23 protein-coding genes and 2 pseudogenes are annotated in these 23,275 nt (G+C 63.9%); 14 read left to right on the top strand and 11 right to left on the bottom strand.

What is annotated here, in order from left to right:
- Positions 1-538: 538 nt before the first annotated feature.
- Together FG385_RS20395 and FG385_RS20400 are read right to left on the bottom strand one after the other, a co-directional pair.
- Complete coding sequence (locus FG385_RS20395; RefSeq protein ID WP_139098368.1) at positions 539-1,747, bottom strand: Shedu immune nuclease family protein; 1,209 nt, start codon at positions 1,745-1,747, stop codon at positions 539-541.
- Positions 1,748-2,020: 273 nt separating this feature from the next.
- Positions 2,021-2,260 (bottom strand): helix-turn-helix domain-containing protein, encoded by a 240-nt coding sequence (locus FG385_RS20400; RefSeq protein ID WP_139098369.1) that lies wholly within the window; start codon positions 2,258-2,260, stop codon positions 2,021-2,023.
- Between the two features lie 246 nt (positions 2,261-2,506).
- Between FG385_RS20400 and FG385_RS20405 the strand changes: the two genes are divergently transcribed.
- The 6 genes from FG385_RS20405 (at position 2,507) to FG385_RS20430 (ending at position 9,671) form a co-directional block, all read left to right on the top strand.
- Positions 2,507-3,601 carry a hypothetical protein gene (locus tag FG385_RS20405; RefSeq protein ID WP_139098370.1) on the top strand — a complete coding sequence of 365 codons (1,095 nt, stop codon included), beginning with the start codon at positions 2,507-2,509 and terminating at the stop codon, positions 3,599-3,601.
- Between the two features lie 261 nt (positions 3,602-3,862).
- Complete coding sequence (locus tag FG385_RS20410) at positions 3,863-5,725, top strand: KAP family P-loop NTPase fold protein (protein ID WP_139098371.1); 1,863 nt, start codon at positions 3,863-3,865, stop codon at positions 5,723-5,725.
- A 40-nt stretch (positions 5,726-5,765) separates the two neighbouring features.
- Complete coding sequence (locus tag FG385_RS20415) at positions 5,766-6,557, top strand: hypothetical protein (protein WP_200834569.1); 792 nt, start codon at positions 5,766-5,768, stop codon at positions 6,555-6,557.
- Complete coding sequence (locus FG385_RS20420) at positions 6,554-7,846, top strand: 7-cyano-7-deazaguanine synthase (protein WP_139098373.1); 1,293 nt, start codon at positions 6,554-6,556, stop codon at positions 7,844-7,846. Before FG385_RS20415 ends, FG385_RS20420 begins: the two co-directional genes overlap by 4 nt.
- On the top strand, positions 7,843-8,649 hold the full coding sequence (locus FG385_RS20425) for a TatD family hydrolase (RefSeq protein WP_139098374.1): 807 nt from the start codon (positions 7,843-7,845) through the stop codon (positions 8,647-8,649). Before FG385_RS20420 ends, FG385_RS20425 begins: the two co-directional genes overlap by 4 nt.
- The gene (locus tag FG385_RS20430; RefSeq protein WP_139098375.1) at positions 8,646-9,671 is read left to right on the top strand and encodes a PDDEXK family nuclease; all 1,026 of its coding nucleotides are present in this window, start codon (positions 8,646-8,648) and stop codon (positions 9,669-9,671) included. The genes FG385_RS20425 and FG385_RS20430 overlap by 4 nt, the downstream gene beginning before the upstream one ends.
- Positions 9,672-9,685: 14 nt before the next feature.
- Here the strand turns inward: FG385_RS20430 and FG385_RS20435 are convergent, their stop codons facing one another.
- From FG385_RS20435 to FG385_RS20460, 7 genes are all read right to left on the bottom strand, one after another.
- Positions 9,686-10,228 carry a helix-turn-helix domain-containing protein gene (locus FG385_RS20435; protein ID WP_235022684.1) on the bottom strand — a complete coding sequence of 181 codons (543 nt, stop codon included), beginning with the start codon at positions 10,226-10,228 and terminating at the stop codon, positions 9,686-9,688.
- A 509-nt stretch (positions 10,229-10,737) separates the two neighbouring features.
- Positions 10,738-11,928, bottom strand: a complete 1,191-nt coding sequence (locus FG385_RS20440; RefSeq protein ID WP_160148851.1) for an MFS transporter — start codon at positions 11,926-11,928, stop codon at positions 10,738-10,740.
- Positions 11,903-13,141, bottom strand: a complete 1,239-nt coding sequence (locus tag FG385_RS20445; RefSeq protein ID WP_139098377.1) for a hypothetical protein — start codon at positions 13,139-13,141, stop codon at positions 11,903-11,905. Before FG385_RS20445 ends, FG385_RS20440 begins: the two co-directional genes overlap by 26 nt.
- Positions 13,138-15,450, bottom strand: a complete 2,313-nt coding sequence (locus tag FG385_RS20450; protein WP_139098378.1) for a B12-binding domain-containing radical SAM protein — start codon at positions 15,448-15,450, stop codon at positions 13,138-13,140. The genes FG385_RS20445 and FG385_RS20450 overlap by 4 nt, the downstream gene beginning before the upstream one ends.
- A gap of 77 nt (positions 15,451-15,527) precedes the next feature.
- Positions 15,528-15,683: a hypothetical protein gene (locus tag FG385_RS34000; RefSeq protein WP_160148852.1), complete on the bottom strand. Its 156-nt coding sequence runs from the start codon at positions 15,681-15,683 to the stop codon at positions 15,528-15,530.
- Positions 15,683-16,009 (bottom strand): PqqD family peptide modification chaperone, encoded by a 327-nt coding sequence (locus FG385_RS20455; RefSeq protein WP_139098379.1) that lies wholly within the window; start codon positions 16,007-16,009, stop codon positions 15,683-15,685. Before FG385_RS20455 ends, FG385_RS34000 begins: the two co-directional genes overlap by 1 nt.
- Positions 16,010-16,011: 2 nt before the next feature.
- Positions 16,012-17,055 (bottom strand): radical SAM protein, encoded by a 1,044-nt coding sequence (locus FG385_RS20460; RefSeq protein WP_139098380.1) that lies wholly within the window; start codon positions 17,053-17,055, stop codon positions 16,012-16,014.
- Positions 17,056-17,222: 167 nt separating this feature from the next.
- On the opposite strand from FG385_RS20460, the gene FG385_RS20465 reads away from it, so the two are divergent.
- Positions 17,223-17,774 (top strand): GNAT family N-acetyltransferase, encoded by a 552-nt coding sequence (locus FG385_RS20465; protein ID WP_160148853.1) that lies wholly within the window; start codon positions 17,223-17,225, stop codon positions 17,772-17,774.
- Positions 17,771-18,655 carry an SAM-dependent methyltransferase gene (locus FG385_RS20470; RefSeq protein WP_160148854.1) on the top strand — a complete coding sequence of 295 codons (885 nt, stop codon included), beginning with the start codon at positions 17,771-17,773 and terminating at the stop codon, positions 18,653-18,655. The genes FG385_RS20465 and FG385_RS20470 overlap by 4 nt, the downstream gene beginning before the upstream one ends.
- Before the next feature lie 730 nt (positions 18,656-19,385).
- Here FG385_RS20470 and FG385_RS20480 read toward each other — a convergent pair.
- Positions 19,386-19,985, bottom strand: a complete 600-nt coding sequence (locus FG385_RS20480) for a hypothetical protein (RefSeq protein WP_235022685.1) — start codon at positions 19,983-19,985, stop codon at positions 19,386-19,388.
- 149 nt (positions 19,986-20,134) lie between these two features.
- Complete coding sequence (locus FG385_RS20485) at positions 20,135-20,947, bottom strand: DUF6308 family protein (RefSeq protein ID WP_139098383.1); 813 nt, start codon at positions 20,945-20,947, stop codon at positions 20,135-20,137.
- A gap of 170 nt (positions 20,948-21,117) precedes the next feature.
- Between FG385_RS20485 and FG385_RS20490 the strand changes: the two genes are divergently transcribed.
- The 6 genes and pseudogenes from FG385_RS20490 (at position 21,118) to FG385_RS20510 (ending at position 23,258) form a co-directional block, all read left to right on the top strand.
- On the top strand, positions 21,118-21,438 hold the full coding sequence (locus FG385_RS20490; protein ID WP_139098384.1) for a hypothetical protein: 321 nt from the start codon (positions 21,118-21,120) through the stop codon (positions 21,436-21,438).
- Positions 21,439-21,469: 31 nt separating this feature from the next.
- Positions 21,470-21,673, top strand: a pseudogene (locus FG385_RS35655) (putative T7SS-secreted protein); the annotation flags it as partial.
- Between the two features lie 191 nt (positions 21,674-21,864).
- Positions 21,865-22,071, top strand: a pseudogene (locus tag FG385_RS35660) (putative T7SS-secreted protein); the annotation flags it as partial.
- Between the two features lie 30 nt (positions 22,072-22,101).
- Entirely contained in the window at positions 22,102-22,587 is a 486-nt protein-coding gene (locus FG385_RS20500) for a hypothetical protein (protein ID WP_139098386.1), read from the top strand.
- Positions 22,584-22,853 (top strand): hypothetical protein, encoded by a 270-nt coding sequence (locus FG385_RS20505; protein WP_139098387.1) that lies wholly within the window; start codon positions 22,584-22,586, stop codon positions 22,851-22,853. The genes FG385_RS20500 and FG385_RS20505 overlap by 4 nt, the downstream gene beginning before the upstream one ends.
- Before the next feature lie 189 nt (positions 22,854-23,042).
- Positions 23,043-23,258 carry a hypothetical protein gene (locus FG385_RS20510; RefSeq protein ID WP_139098388.1) on the top strand — a complete coding sequence of 72 codons (216 nt, stop codon included), beginning with the start codon at positions 23,043-23,045 and terminating at the stop codon, positions 23,256-23,258.
- Positions 23,259-23,275: the final 17 nt, after the last annotated feature.

Genomic DNA, 23,275 nt, shown 5'->3' on the forward strand with positions numbered 1-23,275 from the left:
CGGCCCTCGCGGAGAAATCCCGGGGGCATCTTCATGTTGAAAACTACTTGGTTTTTTGGTAAGCAAAGATTGCCAAGAGCACCATAGGAACCATTAACGTAAGCAAGGACTCAATGGATAAGAAGGAGATGTTATCCGCACACTTTTCAACCACTCCAGACCAATGACTACATTTGACCCCGATGAAATCAGCACCCAACGCGAGAGGGGTAGGATACAGCAAGAAGATGGATAGAACGCCTTCTATTATTAGAGTTGACCCCAGTAATCTACGGGTGTCATTTCTATATATTATTTTATGGAGTGCATACGCAGAAAATAAAGAAACGATGACAAAGAAGGCAAATGGCCATAGGGATATAGCTTTACTGAACGTAAACAAAGAGACCAGCAAGACGTAGAGGCCTACGATTGTCAAGAACGCCTTTTCGAGCGCTGACCCTTTTTGTTTCTTATGTGCCATGTCAATTCGATTGTAGCATAATTGCAGCCAAAGATGCTAACGCCTGGCTTCGGAGTCGTAGCCTCCGTTATTTCGCTAGTCTTGAACAATGAACTGTGCTCGTTGGTATAATTCATCAAACGTGATGATCTCAACGTCGGTAATGCCGCGTCGGTAGAACTCAAACGATGAGAAGCGCTCGCCATTGACCCGCCCGTTTTGTTGAAACTGGCGCGCGTCGCCGATCACGACCACTTGCTTCGGCCGCACCGTCGAGTATTCGATGTCGGTTGGCGTGCCGTCCTTCTCGGTGTGCGTCTCAATGTAGTGCCCAATGCCACGAACAGCCTTGTCGGCCGTCTTTTGCACTTGCGAGACGGCACCCGTCAATTCTCGGGATGCTTGGTATACGTCGGGTTCACGGTACGCCTTTACCTCCAAGAGTGGCGTCGCATGGGTCTTAATCTCACAGAAAAGAAGGCTGCTGACAAACCCGCGGGATCGCAAAACCGCATCGCTCCGCTTTGCAGCTCCACGGAACAGGTCACCGCCAGTCGTGTACCGTTCGAGCTTACCGTCATCGAACGTCCGGCAGGATATGAGGTTTAAGCCGTACCCGAAGATCCAAGGATTTTCCTCAAAGAAGTGTTCCCACAGTGCCTCTTTGCCGTCGCGTCCATATTTGACGCGCTCGGCCTCGAAGAACGATTCATCGGCTAAGAGCCGGCCGAAGTAATCGAGCTGGGCTTTCCGATTGGTCATAAGGTGGATATCGGCTTGCGTGAGCGAGCTGCCGAGGACGCTGCGCACGGCCTCGATGACACTAGCTCGGTCGGCGCCTCTGAGCTGTTCCACCAGTTGGGCGCTCTGAGCTGTCACGACCTTGAACTGGTTTGGCGGAAGCTCAACGCCTTTGTAGCTCTGCAAGAAGTCGATCAGCGTCCAAAAGTTCTTGTACGCGTCTGCGGTATCAACGAGCGCTTTGATGGTTCTCGTGTCAGCGTTATCGGCAAGCTTAAACTCAAGAGTCGGCTTATCTGCTTTGGTCTTGTCCTTTTTCCAGAACTTGAGGCGCGGGGAATAGCCATCGTCCTTCTTGATAAGGAAGACATTACAGAGCGTGGCAACTCTTGGCCGGTCATCAATCACAAAGTGCTTAATGAGCCGATTGCTCTTGGTGTCGTAGAAGTAGTGAAACTTGCCATCCGTGCCCGCCCGTACTTCGAGCGTCGAGAAGTCGCCACCTTCGACAACGAACTCAGTCGAGAAATTTACTCTAATGCCCCTCTGAAAATTGGGCTTCATGTATTTTTGTACTCCTTGATTCTATTATAAACCGAAGTGTGGCGCGTCTTGTCGCTACACCGTCCGCCTTTCTGAAGGTGTATCGCTGTTCGTAACCCGTCGGTTACTGGATGGAGCACATCGTCTTGGTAACGGGTGACTTGGCTACCGGTGGGTCGTGAACACCGACACGTACCGCCCCTGCTCCCACTCTTCGGCTATGCCATCGACATCGAGGCGCACGTAGCGGTGTCGACCCGTGGGTTGCCTTTGACGTGCTCCTGCGGATCGCTTCTACTTGCCATCGTCGCGGAGCAGCTCGAGCGGCGGAACACCGAGCTTCTCGGCAATCCGTTCAAGCGATCGAAGCGTCAAGTTGCGTTCGCCGCGTTCCAGGCCGCCCATATAGGTACGGTGGACGCCGAGCACGTCGGCGAAGTCCTCCTGGCTGAGGCCGCGCTCCAGCCGGTAGGCGCGCAGGTTGCGCCCCACTGCCCGCTGAAGATCGCCCTCCACGGAGGAAAGCGTTCGCATATGCTACTTGTAGGTCTACAGACTTATGAGTAGCATAGTGGCGCTCCCTGGCTTTGACCAGGGAGTTTGCGGTGCCCGAACAAGCCGAGGAGGTGACCCGATGCGTAACGCCTTCAGCGGTGGCGGTGGCGACACCTGATCCTGCGTCTCCCGCCTCCCGCACGCGAGCGCCCTGGGTGTCACTACCACCCAGGGCGCTCGTCGTCTATTCAACACGTGTACAAAACTTGGTACAATAGCTGGTAGATGTCCCACCTGCTCGACCAGCTCTACAAGACCAAGCTCCGGTTTGCCGGACTGCTGACTGCTGTGGTCGGGGTGGGCTTCCTCTTCTTCTCGAACGCAGTGGCTTCCACACCGACGTTCAGCTGGCTGGTCGGGTGGCCGCTGAACGAGCTGGGCACCACGCTGCTCAGTGCCGGGGTAATCGCGGTGATCTTCGAGTACTACGCGCGCAAGGAAGCTGACGAGCGGGCCACCGAGCATTTCCGCACGGCCATTCGGCAAGAAGCCCCGGCCATCCGCGATGCTGTCCTGGACAGCTTCGCCTTCAACGCTGAGGCGTTGAAGGACATTGCCTCAGATGACACCCTCGACCGCATCGCCGCAAACGCTATCGGGCTGCGCGTCGGTGACCAGAGGCTCGGCCACCAGGCGTACGCCGATCTGCGCGACCAAGTCATCCGTTCACCCGAGCGCTGGCGCGACGTTGACGTGTCGGTCTCATTGACGCCGTGGCCGGGTGGCCCAGCCACGGGCAACGGCTCCATGTTCGTCGCTACCGTCCGTTGGGAGTACAAGGTCAAACCTGCCAGTCGAACCATGCGGTTCGCCTCCGTGTCAGACCTCGCCGAGTATCGCGACTTGCTGCACGACCCCACGGTCGCCTCGGCCTGGTACGTCGGTAGGAACGCGGGACTTGATGCCGCTGATCCCGAAGCGTTCACCCTGCTGCAGTTCAGCGTGAACGGCCGGGACCAACGCATCCGGCGGACAGCCCGAAACGGCAGCCAACAGGCCACGGTGACGCTCGACGCGAAAGCCGTCGACCACGAGGTGACCCTCTCGTACACCTACCGCGTGCTCGTCCAACGCCACGGCCATCTGCTTTACCTCGACGCGCCGCGGCCAGCCAAGGGCGTGCGGGTGCAACTCGACTACACAACGGCCGGCATCCGCCGTGTGAACGTGCTCGACTACTTCGCCAGCCCGGAGACAGCACGCGTCGAACAGTCACCAGCAGCGGCGCCCGCCAGAACCGTGGACGTCAGTTTCGACGGCCAGGTGTTCCCGCGCGCCGGTGTGGCGTTCGTGTGGGTGCTGGAGGAGGAGCTAAGTTGAGTTACCGCCTCGTAGCTCAGGGCCCACTGCGGCTAAAGCCCGTTGGGATCTCGGGTGCGGGCATATGACGGGCGGCACACGAAACGTATCGGTCGCTCTGAGCGATCACGTTGCTGATGACGAGGAGGAGTACACGATGGCGATCTGGGGAGCGTGCGATGAACTCCGATGCTCTCGCGGGCCAGGACAGGTTCGATCCAAAACTGGTCGCCTCTGGTTGGGCTGTCGTGCCGTACCCGCCCTCCGCGGGGAGCTGGTGCAATGAGTGACCGTGGCTTCCCGCTGTGGTCGGACGAGCCCACCGCTCAGGATCTCCTGTCGTTCAGAGCTGTCGCCTCGACGGTGGTTGACGCGGTTCTTGATGATGGTCTCGACCCGATAGCGCTCGGACTTTCAGGCGCTTGGGGAAGCGGCAAGACCAGCGTATTAGAGCTTGTTAAGGTCGAGATCGAACGCCGTTCCGTCGAGGCCGAGACAAGGGTCCTGGTCGTTCCAACCCAGCCATGGGGCTACGACCCAGCGGTCGGCCCCAAGGAGTCGCTCATTGCCGAGGTGCTCTCGGCGCTGGACGGAGCGATCGACGAGAGCAAGGGCGGCCAGGCGAAGAAGCTACTGAAAAAGCTCGTCGGCAAGGTTAATTGGGCCAAGGCGCTCAAGATGGCGGCCGTCACTTCGATGACTCTCCAGCTGCCGAAACCAGAAGACCTGGTGGCACTCATCAAGGAGGATTCAGGTAAGGCGGAGGAACTGTCTGGCGACAAAGGATTGGCGCGATTCCGAGAGGAGTTTGGGGCGCTTCTTGCGTCCGACGGCCTAAAACACATCAGCCGAGTGGTGGTCCTGGTCGACGATCTCGATCGTTGTCTGCCCGAAACCGTCGTCGAAACGCTGGAAGCCATTCGCCTGTTTCTCTCGGCCAAGGGCATGTCGTTCGTGATCGCCGCGGACGAGGAGCGTGTCGCAGAGGCCATCCAGAAGCGGCTGGGCACGCCGGGTGTGGCTACTTCAGAAGGTGAGACGCCTGCCCAGCTATACCTCCACAAGATCGTACAGACGACGATCCCACTGCCGGGCCTAAGTTGGTTCGATACCCAGGCATACCTGTTCCTGCTGCTGTCGCATGACTCGCTCGACGAGGCAGGATTCGATGCCTTAGTCCAGCAGTGCGACAATCTTCGACGAAGTGGCAGCAGCCTCGACGATCTCGTCATGCCGACAGGGGTGGACCTTGCTGAGCCTCTGGCGACAGCTTCACGGCTGACGCCGATTCTCTACGAGAAGTTCAAGGGGAACCCTCGGCGCATCAAGCGGTTCCTGAACGATCTCAACGTCCGCCAATCGGTGGCCCGCCGTCGTGGCATCGAGCTTCCTTCGGACGCTGTCGCCAAGCTGATGGTGCTAGAGCGTCTCCTTCCTGAGGATTTCACGACGGTGGTCGACTGGCTCGCAACCAATGAGCTGCGAGACAAGCTGGAAGCGCTTGACCGCCAGGCAAACCAGGCGATCGAACCGTCTTCGGTGCACGAGCCGAATGAAGACGGTAAGAAGCCCCGGCGCAAGCCCGCGGCCGAGGCGCCGCCAAAGAAGGAGGAGTCGTTCTCGGACACCCTCATTCGTTGGGCGAAGCTGCCACCAGAGCTCGATCCGTCAGCCGTGTCCGGCTACCTCTATCTGGCCGCGTCGTTTGTCGGGCTGGAGGTTGTCGACCGGGGCTTGCCTGAGCGTCTTCGGGACATTGCCAGTGCTCTTACCTCAACCCTCAAGATCGACCGATCTGCCATCAAAGAGGGTGATCTCAAGGCACTCATCGAGAGCGACGCGCAGCTCCTGGTTGGATTCTTGGGCCGCAAGACCCGGGACCAACCGGCACTGCAAAAGTTCACCGTTGCGGGGATGCTGCGCGTCGCGGACGTCCACCCAGGAGTCGAGAGCACGGTCGTTGCAGCGCTGAAGTCGGTTCCTGCCGGAGAGGTCACGCCGGCGACTGGCCTGATGCTGAAGACCCGGCAGCCGGACCTCTACCGGCCCGTGCTTGAGGCATGGAAAGCGGGCGGTGCCCAAGAGGACCTCGCGAGGACGATCGACAGCGTCCTGGGTGTATGGAGCAACGCCAGTGGGAACTAGCAATTCGTTTGGGGGAAGTGGAGGCAAGGACGCAAGAGACTTGCGTCAGTCCATTGTTGACTGGCTGGACGACGCCGCAGGTCCTGATGCTCCGCCGACAACGCCTCAGAAGGACGACCAGAACATCCCCGCTGATCGACCAGGCGACGGTCAACCCGCAGACAACCGACCGGATGTTGACCTTCGCCCCGCGCTGGGGCTGCTTCTGGGGGGTGCACGCCGTGGCGGCGGCGCTGACGGTCCTGGCGGTGGCACAGGTGGGGGACGTGCGCCTGGCGGCGGAGGTCGCTCATCCGGTGGCGCCAGTCGCTCTCTCGGAAGAGTCTCGCGGGCCGCAGGTCGGGCAGGACGACTCGCGCTCGGCTACGCGGCAGGCGACAGGCAAGCCCTCGAACGCGTCGGGCTGGATTACGACCAGCTACGTGCCCTCAACGATCCTGTCGAGATCGGATACAAGATCGTTGAGGCAGCCTTCGAGACGAGGCCAAATGGCACCGTCGAGGACAGCGAGGAGCGGGAGATCGTCGCTGCGGTCGTTGAGTGGGTTCTGCAGTCGCCTGATGGCCATGCGCCTTCGCCCGAAGAAGTGGTGCGGAAGGCGATCGAGACGATCATCGCGGACACCGTGCTGACAGAAGTCGGCAAGACCATCCGCGAGAATGGCTCGACACAGGCTGATCGGCGGGCGGCCGAGGAACGAGTTCGTGACACCGCCGAGGTCTATGCCCAGCAGGTGACGCTCACAGCCACGGGTGCCTCAGAGCGTGAGATGGCCGACGCAATTGAAAACGGGATCCGAGAGCTTGGCCGGATCTTCGGGGTTGACTCGTGACTCGTCTGCTGCTCGCGACCAACTCGGAAACCGCTCAGGACGGCAGCGGCTATGACGAGGTGTTCCTATGGAACGACAGCAGTCGATCGTCCTTTACTGGCTCGCTCGAACCTTCGCTCAGCGCCCTCGGACCGATCGGGGAAGTCAACAGCGACTTCGTCCGGGTCGCCTTGGGAGTCTTTGCGGCAGATCGCTCGGTGCGCCGGAAAGGTCGGGGCGCTGACTGGAACGCGCGCGATCTCCACCTTACTGTGCAGATAGCCGATCCTGGGCGCTGGCAGACAAAGTCGCAAGAACTGACCGAGCTGATCAGCTTCCTGACAGGCGACCGCTGGAGTCTCGACTTCGTCGCGGCACCTGCGAGCATTGTCACGCCACTCCCCGTTGACGATGCCAGCTTCGTTCAAACGGTTCTCTTGAGCGGTGGCGCGGACTCCGCGGCCGGCGCGCTGTACTCGGCCCTGCAACTTCAGCCCGGTGAAACCCAGGCGCTCGTCTCGCACTTCAGCTCGACCGCCATCTCCCCATTCCAGAAGAGTCTCGCTGACTCCATTGCCCAGCTAGCACCCCGCCAGACGTCCATTCACTTCCAGGTAAACCTCAACCGCGGCTCCAAGCGCCTCGACAGAACGAACTTCAGAAACGAGCCATCGAGCCGTTCGCGGTCACTCCTGTTCCTGGCCCTCGGTTTGGCCGTCGCCTCACGCACCAGTAGTCCCCTCCTGATCCCCGAGAACGGCTTCGCTTCGCTCAACCCACCCCTTGGGCCCGAACGACGAGGAGCCCTCTCGACGCGCACCACACACCCAAGATTTCTGCACGATCTTGAGAAGCTGCTGGCCGCACTAGGCGCCCACAGCCGGATCGAGAATCCCTTCCAGAACTTGACGAAGGGGCAGATGTTTGCACTTATTGCGGACCAGACGAATGCCGACACGGCCTCGCGGTACCTGAGCGCAACCAACTCCTGTTCGCACACGGATGCACACTACGAGGGTGCGCCGCCAGGTAGCTCATGCGGCGTCTGCTTCGGCTGCATCGTGCGCCGAGCTGCGTTCAAGGCGGCCGGTCTTAAAGATCGGACGACGTATCTGAGCGAAGACCCGGACGGAAGCTACAAAGACTTCGTGCAAAAGAAGTCGATTGAGGCAGCCGTCGCAGACTTCTGCCAAGACGAGGTCAAACCTCGCACAGTAATGGCCATGTCCTTGTCAGCGAACTATCGCGCGAGCGACGCGCTCGACCTGTGCAGACGAGGGGCGGCCGAGTTGCGGGAGTACATCCAATGAGCCGCCAACTGCCGCCAATCGACATGCACGCCCACGTCGACACGCGAATCAGTGCCCGTGATCTTGAAGGTTTGGGTGCGGTCGTCTTCGCCGCAACACGCTCTCTTGCGGAGTTCGAACAGACTCTCCACAGACGTGATCAGGTGACGATCTGGGGACTTGGGTGCCACCCAGGCGTGCGAACAGCACAGGCTGAGTTTGACGCTGAACATTTTGCTGGCCTGATGCGGAACACTCCGTTGCTGAGTGAGGTCGGCCTCGACGGCGCTGCACGAACGGACACCGAGACACAGGTGAGGATCTTCCGATCGATCCTCGCGCTCGCTGCCCAGGTACCGAGGATCGTCTCGGTACATAGCAAGAGGGCAACATCCCACGTCCTAGATCTGGTCGAGGAGTCCGGCGCACCAGGCATCGTGCTGCACTGGTGGCTGGGCAGCCAGAGCGAGACGCAACGGGCGGTCGGGCTTGGCTGTCTTTTTTCCGTCAACCGCAGCATGGACTACGAGCGACTTCGCCGTGCAGGCGTGCCTCTCGACCGGCTCCTGCCTGAGACCGACCATCCTGCAGGCAACCGCGCGGGAGGTGGCCTCCTCACGCAGCCAGGCTGGACACTCGACGTTGAGCGGGCAGTGGCGGATGCGTATGCACTCACGCCCGAAGAGGTACGGGCCCAATTCTGGAGCACCCTGGCTGGCCTGACACGGAGCCTCGATCTCGATGCTCTGTTCCCAATGCCGGTCAGGGCAATGCTGGAAGCGGCGAGGCATCAGGCCACCGTCCCGCCGGAGGGGCACGCATGAAGTTCAGACGGAGGAATTCCGAAGCGCTCGGCGACCTGATCTGCGGGAACCTTGGCTCGTACGACGCTGGACCAGGCGAGGAACCGAAGTATTTCCCGTATCGGTCGAGCATGTATATCACCGAGTTCTTCCAGGAGCTTGACACTGACTGGACCCACGACGGTTCGACCCGTCACCGCTGGGTCGCGGACGTGCTCGACGCCATGCTGGGTGAGCCGCATGATGGCCCGATACATCCGCCCGAGATTTTCTGTCGCCTCGTCGACCAGCTCATGAGTCCGAGCGACGCCATGAACGAGGGCACGGATCGGCCTAATGCGCTAAGACAGCTCAACGAGGTGCTGACCAGAGAGGGTTTCGAAGCCTTCTACGGCGAGGATCGCCACACGTATCTCCGCCACGTCGGGACGAACACCGTAACGGTGCTTCAGGCGAATCCTCACCGACCGCTGACCGCGGCGGAGGTCAAGCGGCGGGGCGACCTCGCGGCGTACCTCGATAGGTGCAGCGAGGACGAGCTGATCGAGGAGGTCCTGCTGCCGCTTTTTCGACAGCTCGGTTTCCACCGAATCACGGCGGCCGGTCACAAAGACAAGGCGCTGGAGTACGGCAAGGATGTCTGGATGCGCTACACCTTGCCGACCCAGCATTTCCTCTACTTCGGTATTCAGGCGAAGAAGGGGAAGATCGATGCATCTGGTGTCACGAAGGCCGGCAACGCGAACGTTGCCGAGATCCATCACCAGGCCTTGATGATGCTGGCACACGAGATCTTCGACCCGGAGATTAACAAACGGGTGCTGGTGGACCATGCCTTCATCGTCGCCGGGGGCGAGATCACCAAAGCCGCCCGGAACTGGATCGGCAATGCACTCGACGATGCCAAGCGAAGCCAGATCATGTTCATCGACAGGGACGACATCCTCAACCTCTACGTCGTGACCAACCTGCCCCTTCCAGCCGGTGCGATACCAAAGCAGGCCGATCCGTGGAACGTGTCTAGTGATGAGCCACCGTTCTGAGCGACGCGTGCTTGTCATGGGCGCTCTCGCCCCTGCGGATCTCTCATCCGTACCCCCCGCTCCCTCAGCCGGTGCCACACCGTGCCATGGTCCACGGCCATCCGCTTGCCGATCCGTGCGAGCGACCAGCCCTCCGCGTACAGTCGCACCGCCTCATCGACCTGCTCAGGGGAGAGACCCTGGCGTCGCATCGTGACGCCACGCTGCTTCAAGATTCGACTGACCGTTTGACGGCTGATGCCGAACTGCTCACCCAGCTCGTACACACTCGAACCGGCGTCATACCCCTCGACGAGTAGTTGCACCTCACCATCGTCCAGCCGTCGCATTCGCCCCGGCAGCGACTGCCCACTGCGCTGTCGTGTTGGTGCATCCACCCCTGGCAACTTGCCAATAAGGGCATGCAGTTGTTTGACCTGCATCTTTGTGTTGGAGTAGGCACCTCCAGGGTCCACAGACACAATTTGGACACGGGACGCCGATTGAGTCGGTTTCGTTATGTAGACCGGCTCGATCGGCGCTTGATCAGGGAAGCCGCCGTTCGGGTATGCCTCCATTGCGTCAGGACTGGCACCCACAATCCACCGCCGTCTTGATCTTTGCGACGGAAGTGGCTGCTGGCCTGGCTCGATGGGCGCATCCTTTCTCTTGACCACCAGCCTGGACACCTGGCTCGCTCACGGGAACACCAACAGCTCCAACATCCGCACCTTCCGGAACGTGTCAAGCTTTTCGAGGCAGGTTGCTCAGGAATTCATTGAGTTAACCACCGGCTCCAGGCAGTATCGGTTTCGTCTGGTTTGTTGCTCCAGATAGGCCAGCACATCAGCCGCACGAAAGATCCGGACTAGGTCAGATACCACTGGCCACGGTTCACGGTTCGTGATGCGGCCATCGGCGAGATGGAGCTGACAGAAGAGGGGCACGGTTGAGTTGCTGGCGTTGGTCGTCATCGCAGGCGCGGTAGACCTGGACCGAAGCAGAGGGCGACCGAAATCGTGGTCGGCGGTGCCGCCCTTGGAGAGCCTGGCGCGGCCCGCGGAGTCCGTGTTGAACGGCTACCGCATCAGGTAGCAACGTCCTCGGCCGGTACTTCGGCGCTGGTGCGGAGAGCGACCGGAATGGCGACAAGCGCGGCAAGCAGGGCCGCGCCACCACCGACGGTGTACGCAGTGGCGCTGGCGCCCTCGGCGAACGGAGTTGCGATTGCGATGCCGCAGAGGATAGCCGCGTTGACGCCAGCGAGGAACGTACCGAACGCCCGAGTGGCTTCCGACGGACCCACCATGCGGTAGATGGCGGCACGGAGCGTGGCGTTGAAGATCGCGTTGGCGAGGCCGCCCAGGACGAACGTGGTCAGCAGGACTGCCGCGGTCGGGGCCAGGCCGCAGGCCAGGTAGACGGCGCCGATCAAGGAACCGGACAAAGCGAGGCGGACGACCGGGGACACCGAAGACACGCGGCTGACGAGGGAGCTGCCCAGCATGATGCCGATGGCCCACGCGGCGGTGGCGAACCCGAGAACGGCCACGGCGGAGTCAGGCATGTGCTCGCGCACCAGGAAGACGAAGGCCACGTCCGTGCCCGCGGTGGTGCCGATGACGACGAACACGAGTCCCACCGTGAGGATCGCTGTGCCGGTCAGCCCACCTCGTTCGGGCTTCGCATCGGGTTCGGCGTCCTCGGCCAGGGGTACCGCACGCACCGCGACGCCGTAGGCCGCCACCGTGAGGAACGTCGCGGCATCGATCAGCAGTGCGCCGCGCACGCCCATGACGGCGAACAAACCGGCGCCCGCGAGCGGACCCAAGACCATGGCCAACGAGGACGCCGACTGCCCGAGCCCGTAGGCCGACTCGGCGACTTCCGTGGCCGCCAGCATCGGGAGTGCCGCGTTCAACATGGTCACGCTAAACGTGTTCACCACCGCCAGCAGCGCCACGAACCCCACGGTTCCGGCGGCGGGCAGGTCGAACGACAGGACGACCGCGACGGCTGCCTGCGCGGCCGACGCTGCCGCCACGACTGCGCCGGGTTTGCGTCCGATGAGCAGCTTGCCGACGTACCGCCCCAGCAGGACTCCTGGCAGCAGGGCCGCTACTTGCAGGCCGGCGACGAAGAGCGCCCCGGAGGAGGACAGGTGAAAGGTGAGGGCGAAGACGGCGACCTCGTCACCGCCGTAGGAGATGAGGAGGACGGTGAACAGGAGGACGGCGCGCAGCCCGAAAGCCCTAAACACCGTCCTGGTCCCGGACATCGATCGCGCGCCATGAACGCAGCCGGTAAAGCACGGCGTGGACGATATCAGTGAACTCGTCGTCCGCTCGTTCACGCGCGAGCTCGGCCAGGGTGACCGCTTCCCCGGTGTTGATCCGATCGAGGACGGCGGGCAGGGCGGGGTGGTCGGGCAACCGGGCGAGATGACCGTTCGCCGAAACCAGCAGTTTGCGGCACGAGCGTTCGTGAGCGATGGGGAAGCGGTGCAACGACACGGCCTGGTCTTCGGCTACGGGAGAAACGTCCAATGGGACGGGGACGTGGCCGAAGCCACGGGCGGTGAGCTTGCGCAGCCAAATGGCCAGGAGCCGGTCGGCGACGGTGTCCTGGTCGATCCGAGCCATGGCGCTGTCGAGCAGGACGGCCACCACCTCGGGCAACGCCGCTCCGTTCGCGCGCACGATTTCCCCGTGCGGTGGGCGCGGGGCGGCAGCCAGCTGTGCCGTCACGTCGTCGATGATCGCGTTGACCGGGTCGCCGTCGAAGAACAGAGCGATGTTGAAGGTGGCGGACGAAGCATCTGCGGACGTGCCGACATGCCAGTACCGGGAGGGGAAATAGCCCATCGCGGTCGTGCTTGCCGGCAGCACCTGGCCGGTGTCGCGCACCGCGAACCAGTCGCGGCGGTGCAGGGGCAGCCATTCGCCGTCCTCGGGCGGCCAGACGACGAGGTCCTTCGGCCCCGCGACGCCGAACATGAAGTTGGCGGCGTTGTCGCAGTGGATACCGACATGGGTACCCGCGTAGCGGCCGAGGAAGATATCCGTGTCGGCGTAGCCGGAGGGGAAGCCTCCGAGCGCCGTCCACAGGTCCTCAGTGAACACCGCGGCTCGCTCCCACATCTCGAAACTGGTGCGGTGCAACCGGCTCAAGCCCATGCTCCACTCGGCGCCGCCGGTCTCGTCGTCCATTCGGGACAGGAACCCGGCGACGGACCCGTCCTCGGGCCGGGGCAGGTAGCGGGCGCGGTCGCGGTGCAGGCGTTCGCCGTCGACCGAGAGCTGGAGCAGCGGCCCCTCGCCGCGGTCTCCCGCCGCCGCGGCTTGCACGACGGCGCGGAAGAACCAGTCACCGGTGAGGTCGAGGTCGACGGGTGGCGGGCCGACGATGGCCGCCTCGCGTTCCCAATAGCGCTCCAGGAACGCGCGCCAGTACCCGACTTTGTTGCCACCGGTGGTTAGTACCGTGGTCACGCGCTCACCTGCCTGCCCGTTCTGGTCTTGTCGCCGGATGCCATGGGGCCGATCCGCCGGTTCGCCTGCAGGAGCTCGACGCGGACCATGTCGGCCACCAGCTCCGAGTCGGCTGCCGCCGGCTCGTCCGCGGTGTGCTCCAGCCACAGCAGGAACGCGTGCACGTTGAGCGCCACCTCCCGCCCGGTCACGGAGCTGGTCAGGCGCGCTCGACCGGTCGTGAGGTCGACGTTTTCCCGCCAGCCCGGGGGCACCCGCACACGCAGATCGGTCCCCGCGGCTAGGGGGACGGCGTGTTTTCGGCGATCGGCGAGGAAACCGAACGTCCAAAGCGTGCAGAGTACGTCCACAATCGTGTTGTCCGAGTTGTCGAACTGCCATCCCGTGTCCAGTTCGGACACGAGCCGTACCCATCGCCGCGGCAACCGGAGGATGCTGTCGGCTCCAGCGGCGTAGAGCCCCACCCCACCGTCCGCCGACACGCGCCAGGTCACGCCCTCGGCCAGCCGTAGCGAGGTTCCGCGAACAGGGGCGAACGCCGCCGGGTGCGCGGTCGGACGTCCGGGCGGAACCCCGGTGCGGTGGACGCAACGCAGGAACGCGTACTCCTCGGACTCGCCGACGAGACCGCGGTGTTGCAGAGGCGCCGAGCGGCCGGTGTCGGGCAGGGCGTCGGCCGCGGCGGCGAGCCGCGCGGCCTCGGCGCCGGCCAAACCGGCATCTGTGAGGTAGTCCACACTCAGCGCAAGGTCTTCGTGCGGGCCGGGGTGGAGCACGGTCAGCCCGTACTGCTCCGGGTGCAGGCCGACCGGGGAGAGCAAGTCGAGGATGAACGGGCCGTTCACGCTCGTCGAATACGGCAAGGCGAATTCCTCCGTCGAGCGGCGCAGCACCCGTTCCACGAATTCGGGTGTGCGGCGGGCCTCTTCCTCCGTTTCGCCGGGAAAACCGGTGATGCAGAACAGGTGCACGGGAACACCCGCGCCCAGCAACGCCTCGATGTTCGCCTCGACGTGCTCGACCTTCGTGCCTTTGCGCATCAGGTCGAGCACTCGCTGGTTGTAGGACTCCAGGCCCAGGTCCAGCCGACGGCAACCGGACGCGTGCAGCTGCGCGGCAAGCTTGTCGTCCAGCCCCGCGGAGAACCGGGTCTCGCCGTACCAGTGCAAGCCGGCGTCCCGGCGCACCAGCTCGGCGCTGACTTCGCGCAGGGTCCGCTGGGTCATGATCTCGTCGACGAACATGAACGACGTCGTACTGTGCCGCTGCGCCAAGTACAGCATCTCCTCGGCGACGGTGGCGGCGTCCCGATGGCGGTAGCGATTGCTGGCGAACGGGATGGAGCAGAACGCACAGTCCCAGGCGCAGCTGCGGGAGGCGAGCACGGGCAAGACCGGCCCGGGAGCGAGGTAGGAGCCGAGATCGTAGTCGTCGAAGTCGGGGGCGGGCAGGGTGGCGAGGGAGACGTCGCGGGCCGGGGCGAAGCTCAGTTGTCCGTCAGGGGCCAGGGTGCTTCGGCCGGGGACGGGACGGGTACTGCCTTCGAAGAGGTTTTCGCACAGGGCGACGATCGCGTCCTCGCCTTCGTACAGCACGAAGTCGTCGACGAGGTCGAAGAACGGATGCCGGGTACGCCACCGGCCGGCTACCCGGGTGATGTAGTTGCCACCCATCACGATCCGCAGGTCCGGCCGGTGCTCGCGAACCAAAGCGGCCACGGTCATCGCCGGGATCAGCTGGGTGTCGGCGGAAACGGAGATACCGACCAAGCCCAGGCTCGGGTCGGCTAGCCGCGGTGGGAGCAGTTCCTCGAATGCCCACCGGTAGGGGTTGCGATCGGGGTCTCCGCTTGCGGTCAGCACCGACGCGCTGGATCGCTCACTGTAGTACTGGCGATTGGATCGCAGGTCGCAGTGGAAGCCCGCGAACGCGGCGGAATGGCACACCAGCGCGTTGCCGATGGTACGGGTCGCGGCTGCGAAAGCGGCGTGATCGTGCAGGCTCGCGGTGTCGTGGACGGTGACCCACGCGTCTTCGATCCCGTCGCGCACCGAGGGTAGAAGCAGCCGGGCCTCGTCCACTGCCTCGGGGTCAAGGCCCAGGTCGTCGGCGCGATCGTAGCGGTCGGCGAGACCGGCCACCGTCTTCGCCGAAAGCATCCATCGCAAGTGGGTGGCGCTCAGGTCGAAGGCGGTGACCGGCCACCCGCGGTCGCGCAGCACGGTGGTCAACAGCGGCACCGCCAGGTGCGGCGCGTAGACGTTCCACAACGGTGGGTTCACCAGCAGCGTGCGTGGGCGACGTGCCATGGAAACCTCCGCGTGCCTGGAGAAGGAGGGGTCATCGGACCCGGCGGGACGGGCGGCCACGCCGGGCACCTGTCGGCTCAGGACTCGTCCTCCAGCGCGGACATGTCCTTGGGCTCAGGGAACAACGCGTACTTGGAGGTCCGGACCTGGGGGTCCAGGGTGGATACCTCGGGACGCTCGTTGTCCTCGGCTGCGATCGCCTTGAGCTTTTCGATGTCGATACGGTTGCGCATTAGTTCTTCACCTCCTCCCCGGCCGGAAGCATTCCGGCGGCGTTGCTCGTGTGGACAAGGCCCTTCCGCTCCAGGTCTTCGAGACAGTCCTTGGTGGAGGTGAGGACGTCGTCGCGATCGGGCATGATCTCGGCGATCGTCGCGGAAATCTCCTCGAGGCTCCGGTCTTCGCAGAGTTCGAGCACAAGCCATGAGTACGAGTTGAGCCAGTGGAGCGCGGGCTTGTCCGGGGTGTAGGCCATGACCGCATGCCACGGCTCGAACGGACGCAGCCGCAGTCGCGCGTTCTGCACATACACCGTCCGGTCCAGTGGTTCGACGGGCACGGTCACACTCCCGTCATGGTCTGCGGGGCGCCGAACGGGAGGTCGACGATCCGGTCCGGCAGCCGGGTCAGGTCGGTGCCGTTGTTCATGTGCGTGCAGTACGGGTCCGGTGCGTCCCAGGCGCCCCCGAAGGCGTAGGAGGTGGATCGGCAGCCGCCGGAGCGGTTGCGGTCGTTGGCCGCGCATTCCGGGCAGGCGTCGGCTGCGCTGGCAGCGCGGACCTTCTTGTATGCCGGGTTGCGCCAAGTGTCCATAAAGGACACATCGCGGATGTTGCCGTAGTTGGCGAAGTCGCGCAGGTAGGGGCAACCGATGCTGTTCCCATAGGCGTCGACGGCGGCCATCTGCCAGCAGCAGTTGGGATCGTTGGGGTGCCAGGACTGCATGAGCTGCACGCCCGCCGGCACGGAGATCGCTTCGAGCGCGGCCATCTGACGGGGCAGCGGCACGGATAGCTTCGTCCAGTTCTTGCGCGCCAGTCCGAGCGGGTAGAGGCGCAGCACACCGAGCTTCTCGGCGCCGGTCTCGGCCGTCAGGTCGGCCAGCATCTGCAGCTGGTCGACGTTGTAGCTGGTCAGGATGGTGGTGATGAACGTCGAGATCCCGGCCTCGACCAGATGCCGGACTCCCGCCACGGCGCGGTCGAAGGCGCCAGGCAAGCCGACGAGAGCGTCGTGTGTGGCGGCATCGCCGCCCTCGATGTCCACGCACACAACGCCGACGCTGGCCGCCTTGAGCGCGCGAGCCACTTCGGCGGTCACCAGCGTGCCGTTGGTGCGGATCATCGTGAAGGCGTTGGGGGTGGCGTACTCGACCATGTCGAGGAAGTCCTCGCGCAGGAAGGGCTCACCGCCCTCGAAGAACACGCTGATGACGTTCTGGCCGAACATCTCTTGCATGGAGCGGGTGATCTCGTCGAACGTCAGCTCGACCCCGGTCGGATCGCACACGTCGTACGCCATTTCGCTGTCGAGGTTGGTGCGCTTGGTGGGCTGCACCCAGAAGCTAAATGGCGCGGGCATTTGAATTACCACAACAACCCCCATTTGTAGATGCCGCGATCTTTCCCCCTGTCAAGCGAACTCTTCGAGTTCCGCTGAATCCCCCGAACATGCCCCAGTGCGATTGACGCTACCTGATAAGCTGGCCGCCATCAAGCGTCTTATCGAGGTAGAGAAGAAACGAACTGCGCCCACGGCGCCCAGGGGGAATGGTGTCACTGAACGTGATGTTGTCGGGCAGTCAACAGGTTCGTCCGCTGGAGTCCGACGACGGGCCCGCGTTGCAGGATCTGCTGGAAAGGTGCGACGACTACTCCCGCTTGAGCTTCGGAATTCCCACGGGTTCGGCGGATGCGCAGAGTCAATTCCTGGAAGGGCTACAGTACGTTCCTGAGGAGTGCAAGCACCTGTTGGGGTGTTATTCCGGCGATCGAATGGTTGCTGCCGTGGACCTGCTGGAGCAGTACCCGGAACACGGGACCGCCGTTCTGGGAATGGTGGTCGTGGAACCCGAGTCGCGCGGTCGAGGGCTTGGCACCGGCATTCTGCTCGGGCTGAGTGCGGAGCTGGCTGGGCGGGGCATCGGGCGGCTGCGGGTCGACTGCCACGTCGCCGAGAACACCGAGGCGGTGAGGTGGCTGGAACGTCTGGGTTTCGAAGAGTTGTCCCGCGCCGAGATCACCGTCGCCGCGGGGCAGACCCGCACCAGGGTGCTGTGGATGGCCGAACTTCCCTTGCGCATCAAGGAGGACACGGGCTCGTGACCGTCAGATCCGACTACAACCGTGCCGGGGCACCGGCGGCAGCCCCCGTCCCGCCGCTGGACCGTCTGCTCCGCTTGCCCGGTGTCGCCGCCACGGTCGAGCCGTACTACTTCGACTCACCGCTGTTCGACGACTACGAACGCGACGTCGAGCGCCGGACTGGCGAGACCGAGTGGGACCTCGCCGGCCTCGCCCTGGCGATCGGCGACGGCGCTCGGGTACTTGAGGTTGGCTGCGGGATGGGGCGTGCATTGGTCCACTTGGCGACCAACACTAAAGCCGCCAGCCTGGTCGGGATCGACACCTCCGAACCCGCGTTGCAACGCGCCCGTGCCCGGGCCGACGCGGCCGGGGTTGATCGAGTGGAATTCGTGGCGGGTGACTTCCTCGCCTACGATCCGGGTGTCACGTTCGACGCGGTGCTCCTCGCCGACTGCACTCTGAATGGCTTCACCGACGAAGACGTCGTGGTAACCCTGCTCGCGCACGTCCGGTCCCTTCTCTCCCTGGGAGGCCGCGTCGCGGTGAGCATCTTCGACGACGGCGCACCGTCGGCGATGACCCACCTCGATGGTCGCGTGGTCGTGGACTCCTTCACCGATCGCGACGACGTCAACCACCTCATCATCTGGTCGATGCGTTTCGACTCCACCACCGCGCTCCTGCACCGCACGGCAGCAGTGCCGAAAGCAGTGTCGACACCAGGCGATCCGGTCCCTTGCGTCGTGTCGGACATGAACGACCGCGTCTGGACACCGTCGGCCCTTTCCCCGCTGTTCGCGGCGGCAGGGCTATCAGTCGTCGGCAAAGAGCCAGCCGCGCTCGACTCTGGCGCGGCCAGCGGTGCCCCCATGACAACCCTCCTCCTCAGCGTGGCATAGGCGCCAGAACCGTCGTGCATCCTGGAAGGGCGCTGGCGCTGGAAGGTCTCCGGGGCTGCTGTGCTCAGTCACGCGCTCGACGTGCTCGCTGACGCGCCAATCGATCACGCCTGCCGAACCGGCGTGTGGTCGACCGTTCCGGACGCTGCGAGGTCGCTGTACTCGTTTGCCGGCGCGCTGCCGGGCCCGCGTTGTCCCCGGATGCTTCCGGTACTGACCCTTCGATACTCGGTCGTTCGTCAGCGAACAGGGCCTGTGCCAGCTTCGTGTCGTCAGGCGTTGCTTCGGTCGGCCGATTGGCAGTGCGCTGGGCTCGCAGTAGCTCCGGGCCGGCCTCGGCCCAGCCCTTCAGCAGCAGTGGGCTGACGACATCGAACGCAGCTTTGCCGTACTGACCGGCTATGAGTGGGTCGGCCACGTCCAATGCGAGGGTCACCGTTCTGCGAAGATCAGCAGTCGTCGGGCTGGCCATAGTTGCACTGGCGTCGCCCACGCGAGGGTCGAGTGTCGACGGCCGAGGAGGAGCCCGAGGACCGAGAGGTCGACAGCGGGTGCGATGAGTGGAGCGACCCAGGCAGGTATGCCGAGCCGGAGCGCGAGATTGAGACGTCATTGGGTTTTCGGCGAAGCCGAAGAGGAAAGGTGAGTCCGACCCCCTGATCACGGTGACGGTCTGCACGACAGAGGGCCCCATCCGAACCTGATCGAGTCGGCATAGCTGCACGACGGGTCATCGGGCACCACCTGTTTCGGCGCGCGGACGTCCGTGGGTGTCTCGGGTGGGGATGCCGCGTTCGCGCAGCTTGTTCAGGACGGTGGTGTGGTTGACGCCCAGGTGGTCGCCGACTCGTGCCAGGGACCAGCCGAGGTTGTAGAGGTGGATGGCATCGTCGACCTGGTCCGGGGAGAGGCCACGGCGGCGCATCGGCACGCCGTGCCGGTGGAGGATGCTGCTGACCGTTCGCCGTTCGATGCCGAACCGGTCACCGAGTTCGTACACCGTCGCGCCGGACCGGTACTCGGCGATCAGCTGCTCGACTTGATCGGCGCCAAGTTGCCGGGCCCGGTCGGGTCGGTCCCGCTTGATCGACGGCGGCTCGGGTGCATCGAGGCTGGGAAGCTTCTCACGGAGCTCTTCCAGGGCTTTGACCTGGTCTTTCGGGTTGTAATAAGCTCCCCCAAGGTCCACCAGAAGGGTACACAGGAAGACCCTAGATGACCTGTGACCTGCGAAGATGAACGGTTTCGGGTCTTCCTGTGAAGACGCTCGAGTTTTGCGCTCATGCGAACACTGTCGTCTCTTCGCGTCGTCATCGCGGCGGTTTTCCACAGCCGGATTTCGAAGTGCCTCGACACCTGTCGCCCGGGGCTGCACAGGTCATCGGGTAGTGACGGCTGTCGATCGCGCCCAGCTGGCTTGGGCGCGGCGGACAGCGCTACGCGAGGGTTGGCTGCGCGAGGAATCTGACGTGGTTGTCGCTATCGGGTCGCCCGCATCCATAGCACCACGTCCAGGCATCGCAGCAGGCTGATGTCCGCGATCCCGCTCACCTCGTCGCGCAGTTCGCTGAGGGCTTTCGGTCGTTTCGGGTTGTCGTGGAGCCAGGTCCACAGGCAGGCCCAGCTGTCCTTTGGTCGCTGGAGCAACGTGGCGACCTCGTTGTCGTAGACCGGCAGCAGGTGCGGCCGTTTGCGAGCCGATAGCTTGTGGGCCATTACCCAGCGCTGTTTCCCGCCGCAGCGACAGAGCAGCGTCCAGAGCTCGAATGCCGGTGATCCGGCGGCGTAGTGCTCCCAGGGCGCCTGGTGCATCGCCAGGTCGGTGGGGAGCTGAGTCAGCAGCTTGGTGATCCGGTCGGCATAGGTCTCGGTGACGTCGATCGTGACTGCGGGCAGCCGGTCGGTGATGCTCAAGAAGGTCAACGCCAGCACGTCGGCAGGCGTTATCACGTCCCGGACCGCGGCTGTGTCACCGCCGCCGGCCAGTCGCTCGAATCTTCGCCCGCTGTACAGCGCTTCGGCTGGACCGTCGTCGCGGAAGTATTGCCGCATGTCGGCGAGCGACTGTTCGCGCCAGTCGCCAACGACGCAGCGGTCGAGGAGCTGGTGCTGCGATACATAGTCGGCGGCGATCGGTGTGCTGGCGGGCGGCGTGATCGACACGGTGGTTGGCTCCTTCGGCGGGTTGATGTTGGCGTCGTGGCTGGTGCGACGGAACGTATGAGCACGGCGCGACGTCTCTAGGCGCTCGGCTGGCTGCCAGCAACCCCGATGCTCATACTGCTGGTCCATTCGAGTGGTAGTCGCGGGTCTCGGATCGGCCGGCTCCTCGGTTTCGTACCGTGGTGGTGCCGCTACGCGGAGGGTTGGTATCGGCAGCCAAGGTGGCCTGAAGTTGATCCTGCAGGGGTGGGCTTCGCGCACTGGTGCGGCTTGCACTGTCACCGAGCGGATGGAGCGTTATGGACGGGCCTGGGTTTCGTGTCGATGTTGACAAGGTCGACGAGGCCGCTACTGGTATCCGCCAGAGTGTCGATGACCAGCACAATTTCGAGCTGCGCGGGCTGTGCGGTGACAGCGAGCTGTACGGGCACGCCGGGGTGCACGACGCCCTGATGAACTGCTGCGTCCGGTGGAGCGACGGCCTCGACACGCTCACCAACGACGCTGGAGCGATCGCGGATGCCCTGGCGCGTGCGATCCGCGCCTACCGGGCCATCGACGGCGCGACGGCCCGCACCCTGAAGACCGACTCCGGTACGGGAGCGGTCGGCGGTGGCTGAACTCGGCCAAACCCAAGATCCCACCGAGCTGGTGAAGGGCAAGCCGGACGCGATCGAGGAGAACGTGCGGGTGCTGCACGCCCGTGCGGATCGGGCGGGCCGTGCCGCTGAGGGACTCAAGGCCATCGATACCGGCGCCTGGCAGGGACCGGCGGCTCGGGCGTTCCATGACAAGTTTTCGTATGAGCCGGGCAAATGGTATGACGCAGCGGATTCGCTGCTGTCGGCCGCCGATGCCTTGGATTACTACGCGAGTACCCTGCGCTGGGCCCAGGCCCAAGCGGTCGAGGCGACCTCGCCCAGTGGAACCAGGGCCAGGCTGCAACCCAACAAGCCCAAGCCCAGCACGACTAGGCCACGGCGCAGGCGGCGGCCAATAATCAGCCTGCGCCCCGGTTCACCGATCCCGGCACCGCAACCCGCCAAGCGGCCCAGGACACCCTCAACCGGGCGCGCGGTCAGCTGGCTGAAGTCGGTGACGCCGTTGCTGCGGCGATCCAGGACGCCACCAGTGGGGCGCCGAAGCAGTCGAGTTGGCTCGATGAGGCGGGCAACTTCCTCGCCGACGCGGGCGCTCACCTGGTGAACGGGTTGGCGTCGTTCGGCAACGCGATGGTCAACCACCCTGGGTAGCTGGCGACCACGGCGATGGGGTTTCTCGGCATGGCCGCCGGGGCGGGCGGCGAAGTCGTAGGCACCGTGCTCGACGCCACCGGTGTTGGTATCGCGCCGGGGGTTGCGCTCCAAGCGGGCTCGGCCACCCTCATCGCCGGTGGCGCCACGGCGGCGGCGGCCGGAGCGACGCAGCTCGCCATGCATGCCATGGGCGACGATCACGTGTCGCCGATGCAGACCAACAGCACCAGCGGCGGGGGCGGCGAGACCGAACCGCCGTTCCCACCACCCAAAGAAATCACCGGCCAGACTGAGCATGGGGCGCAGCAAATGGCTGAGCGGGACGGGCACGGGGTCAGCGACGCCGCAGCAAAAGACGCCGTGGACAACCCGGTCAAGCCACCGAAGTACCGGCCCGACCAGTATGGCGGCGCCTACCGCTTCACGGGAAAGGACGCCGTGGTAAACCTCAACCAAGAAGGAAAAGTCGTCACCGCATGGGCACGATCCAAAGCGGGTTGGAGGCAGGAGTGAGCACCGTGATCGAGAGCCTCCCTGCGGAGTACCGGGACGTGGTCACGGCCCTGCTCGCGGAACGGGACCCTGAGCTCCTGTCCGCGCTGCAGGTGCAGGAGAGGCCCACCCTGGACCAGCAGGACGAGGTGATTGAGGTCCTCGCCGACGCCTTCACCGAGCACCTCGGGCCAGGCCAGGAGCCCACAGAACAGGGCGTGCTCATCGACAATGCGCTCGGTGCCTTCCTGACGCGATGGCCAACCGAAGCCCTAAGTGACGATTGACTTACTTGGGTTCGCCCGCGACACAGGCAAGTGTGTCCCGGTGCGCTGGTTCATGTTCGTTCATCTCAAGCAAGATCAGCCCGATTGCACCGTCGCTGATCTCGTTCGCTCGTGGTTGTGATGTCTGAGAGCGCTGCTTGAGCTCGGGAGTGTGTATCAACCAGACGTGTGACTCGACAATGTCGGCCTATGCTGTCGCGGCTGCTGATGATGGGCACCGTGACTGAAGATTCCTGCGCCAAGCGCCGTCGGCGGGACTGTGTGATCGAACGGATTGAGACGATGCCGATGACCGCCCAGCAGTACGAGCAGGCCGTCAACGCGTTGGCCACGTTGATCGTCGAATCGACGATGAGTCGGCAGAAGTCCGACAGCGTGACGTCTGATCATTCCGACGTGGATTGACCCGCCGCTGCTACTAC

The sequence above is a fragment of the Amycolatopsis alkalitolerans genome, from assembly GCF_006152065.1.
Classification (GTDB): Bacteria; Actinomycetota; Actinomycetes; order Mycobacteriales; family Pseudonocardiaceae; genus Amycolatopsis_E; species Amycolatopsis_E alkalitolerans.

Bases quoted from the DNA above. Each gene is read 5' to 3' on its own strand.
- FG385_RS20485 (WP_139098383.1), bottom strand. From the start codon at position 20,947: ATGGACCAGCAGTATGAGCATCGGGGTTGCTGGCAGCCAGCCGAGCGC.
- FG385_RS20450 (WP_139098378.1), bottom strand. From the start codon at position 15,450: ATGGCACGTCGCCCACGCACGCTGCTGGTGAACCCACCGTTGTGGAAC.
- FG385_RS20400 (WP_139098369.1), bottom strand. From the start codon at position 2,260: ATGCGAACGCTTTCCTCCGTGGAGGGCGATCTTCAGCGGGCAGTGGGG.
- FG385_RS20440 (WP_160148851.1), bottom strand. From the start codon at position 11,928: ATGTCCGGGACCAGGACGGTGTTTAGGGCTTTCGGGCTGCGCGCCGTC.
- FG385_RS20490 (WP_139098384.1), top strand. From the start codon at position 21,118: ATGGACGGGCCTGGGTTTCGTGTCGATGTTGACAAGGTCGACGAGGCC.
- FG385_RS20460 (WP_139098380.1), bottom strand. From the start codon at position 17,055: ATGGGGGTTGTTGTGGTAATTCAAATGCCCGCGCCATTTAGCTTCTGG.
- FG385_RS20510 (WP_139098388.1), top strand. From the start codon at position 23,043: ATGCTGTCGCGGCTGCTGATGATGGGCACCGTGACTGAAGATTCCTGC.
- FG385_RS20405 (WP_139098370.1), top strand. From the start codon at position 2,507: ATGTCCCACCTGCTCGACCAGCTCTACAAGACCAAGCTCCGGTTTGCC.
- FG385_RS20435 (WP_235022684.1), bottom strand. From the start codon at position 10,228: ATGGAGGCATACCCGAACGGCGGCTTCCCTGATCAAGCGCCGATCGAG.
- FG385_RS34000 (WP_160148852.1), bottom strand. From the start codon at position 15,683: ATGCGCAACCGTATCGACATCGAAAAGCTCAAGGCGATCGCAGCCGAG.
- FG385_RS20410 (WP_139098371.1), top strand. From the start codon at position 3,863: ATGAGTGACCGTGGCTTCCCGCTGTGGTCGGACGAGCCCACCGCTCAG.
- FG385_RS20430 (WP_139098375.1), top strand. From the start codon at position 8,646: ATGAAGTTCAGACGGAGGAATTCCGAAGCGCTCGGCGACCTGATCTGC.
- FG385_RS20500 (WP_139098386.1), top strand. From the start codon at position 22,102: ATGGCCGCCGGGGCGGGCGGCGAAGTCGTAGGCACCGTGCTCGACGCC.
- FG385_RS20395 (WP_139098368.1), bottom strand. From the start codon at position 1,747: ATGAAGCCCAATTTTCAGAGGGGCATTAGAGTAAATTTCTCGACTGAG.
- FG385_RS20425 (WP_139098374.1), top strand. From the start codon at position 7,843: ATGAGCCGCCAACTGCCGCCAATCGACATGCACGCCCACGTCGACACG.